4 protein-coding genes are annotated in these 4,283 nt (G+C 67.3%); 1 reads left to right on the top strand and 3 read right to left on the bottom strand.

The features are described 5' to 3' along the window. Window positions 1-887, bottom strand: an 887-nt coding sequence (gene xerC, locus ACIRPK_RS36730; RefSeq protein ID WP_403047268.1) for a tyrosine recombinase XerC, incomplete at its 3' end; no start/stop codon positions are given. Window positions 888-1,336: 449 nt separating this feature from the next. Here xerC and tcmP point away from each other — a divergent pair. Continuing rightward, window positions 1,337-2,488, top strand: coding sequence for a three-Cys-motif partner protein TcmP (tcmP, locus tag ACIRPK_RS36725; protein ID WP_403047266.1), 1,152 nt, complete (start codon window positions 1,337-1,339; stop codon window positions 2,486-2,488). Here the strand turns inward: tcmP and ACIRPK_RS36720 are convergent. Together ACIRPK_RS36720 and ACIRPK_RS36715 are read right to left on the bottom strand one after the other, a co-directional pair. After that, a complete protein-coding gene (locus tag ACIRPK_RS36720; RefSeq protein ID WP_403047270.1) occupies window positions 2,478-3,224 on the bottom strand; it encodes a DUF5131 family protein in 747 nt (248 codons plus the stop codon). The genes tcmP and ACIRPK_RS36720 overlap by 11 nt on opposite strands. A 305-nt stretch (window positions 3,225-3,529) precedes the next feature. Then, window positions 3,530-4,147, bottom strand: coding sequence for a hypothetical protein (locus ACIRPK_RS36715; RefSeq protein ID WP_403047263.1), 618 nt, complete (start codon window positions 4,145-4,147; stop codon window positions 3,530-3,532). Window positions 4,148-4,283: the final 136 nt, after the last annotated feature.

Here is a 4,283-nt window from a genome sequence, read left to right as displayed (position 1 = left end):
ACGACACGACACGTCACCACTCCCCGAGACCGCCGACCCCATTCCTGAACAGCGGAAACACAGCCCTCAAGCCCGGAAAGACAACAGCCACTGAGTTGGTGGAAGTGGTTGAGGACGTACTCGGGGTGCAGGGGTCGTCCGTCGGGGCGGTGGAAGACGTAGTCGTCCGGGTCGGTGCCGCGCCTGTGGAGGGTGGTGAGGAGGTGTCGGGCGCGGGGTGAGAGGGCGACCCACTGGCGGCTGGCAGGGGTCTTGGGGGTGGTGAGGGACAGGGTGTTGTTGTCGATCGCCGACAGGGTCCACCGCACGAACAGCAGACCCTCCTTGAGGTGGACGTCGCGCCAGCACAGGGCGAGGGCCTCGCCGCGGCGCAGGCCGGTGCAGATGATCAGCTCCACCAGGGCCGCGAACAGCGGGTCGACCGTGCGGCAGTGGCGCAGGAAGGCGACGGCCTGGGCGAGCGTCCAGATGGTCCGCTCCGGCGCGCGGGGTCTGGGGATGACGGTGGGCCGGGCGACGTTGACGGGCAGGCGGTGGGTGCGCACCGCGTCGCCGAGGGCGGAGGAGAGGGTGGCGAGGATGTGCCACACCGTCGACGTGCCGCGGCCGGCGGCGAGTTGGGCCTTCGTGAAGTGCAGGACGTGCTCGTACGCGAGGTCATCCAACGGCACGGCGCCGAGCGCGGGGATCAGGTCGCCTGTGATGTAGTCGCGGTAGCGCACCCAGGTGGTGGGCTTCAGCCGCAACTTCTTCGCGTCCAGCCAGTCGGTGAGGTACTCGGCGACGCTCTGGTTCGGGTCCGCGTTCACCCCGATCCGCAGACCCGTCAGGAAGCGGTTCAGCGCGGTGCGGGCCAAGTCCTCGGTGGCGAAGCCGCCGCGGCGCACCGTGCGGTTGTGGCCGCCCGGTGCGAGTGCGGGAAGCTCGACGGCGAACGTCCAAGTCCCGTGGTCGGGTTCGGTGGCAAGGCGGGGGCAGTGAGAGCCGAGCTGGTGGTGCTGTTCGTCGCGGCAGCCACAGCGACGGAAGACACGTCCCACACTCCGGTGGGCACGCATGACGATCACCTTCAGAAACAACAGGAACGACTACCTCCAGCATGCCTCCGACGACGCCCATCGGGCCAACTGCCCTCGCGCAACTGCCGCTCCAATGGATTTCCGGTAGTCCTTGGTGCCCGTGGTGTTCTCGGAACCCACCAGGCTCTGTCGCTCCCCCACCCACCGTGGGTGATCTCGCCACCGGCCGATACCGGGTCTTTACGCCAACAGCTTGGTTCCTTCACCCTGTAGCGGTCAGTACCTGACTTGTGTCACCGGTGGCTGGAGGGGGACGGATGTCGAAGGGCACCTCGGGGAACTACTGGAACGCACCGGCGCTGCCGAGCGTCTTCAAGCACGCTCTACTCAGCCGCTACATACCGAAGTTCGGAGGGATGACCGGCTCGAGAAGCCGTGGTGAGGTCGTGTACCTGGACGGGTACGCGGGTGAAGGCCGGTACGAGAACGGGCAGTCAGGCTCAGCCGACAAGGTCCTGCGCATCGCGGCCGACCATCAGGCCAAGGGGCTTGTGCATTGGACCTGCTTCTTCGCCGAGAAGTCCCCGCCGTCCTTCTCACATCTCGAAGCCCTCGTCGCCGAGTACCGCAGCAGCGGTGTCGACGCCCGCGCGTTCAACGGTGACGTCCTCGGCCTGATGGACCAGGTGCTCACGACGGCCGCCGGCCGACCACTGTTCCTCTTCCTCGATCCCTGTGGGCTTGGCCTGCCCTTCGAAACTCTCGCCAACGTCCTGGCCAGGCAGCGGAAGGAGACCTGGCCACCCACCGAGGTGCTCCTCAACTTCAGCATGATGGCGGTGCGCCGCATCGGCGGCAACTCCCAGTCAGACAAGGGGAATGAGCGCACCAACGAGCGCTTGGACGAGGTCTGCGGCGGCCGGTGGTGGCGGGACTATTTCGCCGAAGGCTACAGCTCTGACTCGGACGACAAGGTCGCCGCCGAGTACAGCGAGCGCCTCGGCACCGCCACCGGAATGCACACCGTCTCCGTCCCCGTCGCTCGGGCACCGGGGCAGAAGGCTGTCTACAACCTCGTCTTCGGAACACGCAGCAACCACGGCCTGTGGGTCTTCGGGGACGCCCACTCCCGTGCCCGCGACACGTGGTGGGAGGGGCTGGAGCTCAACGAGGAAGCCGACAGCGACGCACTGTTCCCCGTAGCGAGCCTGCAGCGCCCCAACCCGGCGAAGGTCCACGAGAAGGCAGTCCCAGTCATAGCTCAGAACATCGCAGCCCTGCTGCAGAAGGGCCAGCCCATCAGACTCGTCGACCACACGTCAGCGGTCTTCGGCGAGTTCTACGGGCAGGTGCCCGAGAAGGTGGTCCGCGACGCGATCAAGCACCTCCGCGCGGCTGGCGGGACGCCGAGCGACGGCCGCGGGTCGCCCATCCACAACCTGCAGGTCCTCCCGCCCGTCAGACCGTGAGCGGCAGCGGCATCTGGTCCCAGGTCCGGCCCTCCAGCAGCCGACCGCCCGCCTTGGGCGTGCGCCCGCCCCACTGCTTGAAGAAGAACGCCACGTTCTCCTCGACGCAGGCATCACGCACGTCCAAGGCCCAGGACTCCTCCATCACCCGGTGGCCGGGCCCGGACTCCCCACCGACGATCACCCAGTCGATACCCGACAGATCCAAGCCGTCCAGCGGGCCGAGAAGCGGCTCGCACGACAAGAACCGCACGGCCGCTGGAACTGTCCGCAGATCGTCGACCCGGTCCAGCTCGGCTGCGGTCTCCACCGAGACCCCGACCCAGACGTTCGGCGGCCACTCCAGCCGCTCCGCCACCCGGCGGAGCCGGCGGGCCCGCTTGGTCAGCACCTGATAGGTGTGCTGCGGAGTGTCGGCCATGACAGCGAAGACCTGCCGGACGAAGTCGAGCGGTACCCGCGCATGGAACAGGTCCGACATCGAGTTCACGAACACCGTGCGTGGTCCGCGCCAGCCGTACGGGACGCGAAGGGCATCGGGGTGGAGCGTCAGGCCAAACCCAGGTCCGGAGGTCCGCGGGTCACCATCGAGCTGGTACTTCGCAGCGCCCATCGCCTTGAGCCGCTTCGCCAGGGTCAGGGCGTAGCAGTTGTCGCAGCCCTCAGAGACACGGTCGCACCCTGTGGTCGGATTCCACGTCGCCTCCGTCCACTCGATCCCGCTGCGATCACCCACTGCCCGCTCCCTAGCTCCGCTGCTGCCGGCGAGACCACCTAGACCGCCTGACGTCGCCCCACGATCCTCCGCCAACACAGCCGTTGTCGAACCTGCAGGCCAGACAACAAGCACCATCGGTCCCGTGCTGCCTCCTGGATCTGCCAGGGATCGGCAAACTCCCGGGAGGCCACTGCACCCCCACCACCTGCCCTCCAGGAGACACCTCCGCGCGGGCCAGGGCGGCAGAGGGATCGGGGCCCGGGCCTGCAGGGCGGCCCTTGGCCCCGCCAGATACACAGGGACGGAGCGCTGCCTCGGACCGGTCAGGTACCGGGTTCCCAATCCTGCGCGACGATGGTGCCGACCTGCTCGGCGCTGAAGTAGAAGTTCTCCGGGCGCTCTTCGAGGTCGATCTCGTTCGCGAGGTTCCCGATGAGCGGTAGGTCCTCCGCTGTCAGGTGGAGGTCGCACGCCGAGCACATGAGCATGAACGGGCTGAATACGACGGTGTTCTTGTCATCGTCGATATAGGTCTCTCCCATGAGCCAGGCGCGCGATGCGCATGCCGGGCACTCCTGCTCCTCGTCGTGCTCCATGTACCGCATCGGCTCGTACCGGGTGATGGTTGCGAGGACGGTCTGCCGGGAGGCCTCGTCGAGGTGACCGTAGCGCTGCTCGAAGTCGGCCCGGGCCTTGGCCAGCTTGGCCTCCAGCTCGATCCGGGCGCACTGTACGCGCTTCTCGATCAGCCGGTCGTGCAGCTGCTCGTATCCGCCCCAGTACTGCTTCTGATCGATCTTCAGCTCGGTGAGCAGCGGGTCGACCAGTCGCAGGCAGGTGGTGAAGACGGTCTGGACCTCGGCAATGTGGTGGATGCCGGCGTGCGCGACGCCATTGCGTGCGTTGGCCAGCGGCACCAGGGCGCGCTGGTCGACGGGCATCTTGTTGCGGAGAACCTTGAGGACCCTGGCATGGGCTTCGACTAGGCAGTGTCCTGTCGATCAGTTGAGTCGTTGATGGGACTGTGGGAAATAGGGGTGATCTGACGGATGCCCAGTGGGAGCGGTTGGAGCCGCT

It is taken from the genome of Kitasatospora sp. NPDC101801 (assembly GCF_044766665.1).
Classification (GTDB): Bacteria; Actinomycetota; Actinomycetes; order Streptomycetales; family Streptomycetaceae; genus Kitasatospora.
Note: the sequence above shows the minus strand (reverse complement) of the source record. Positions and strands in the feature narration are given on the sequence as shown.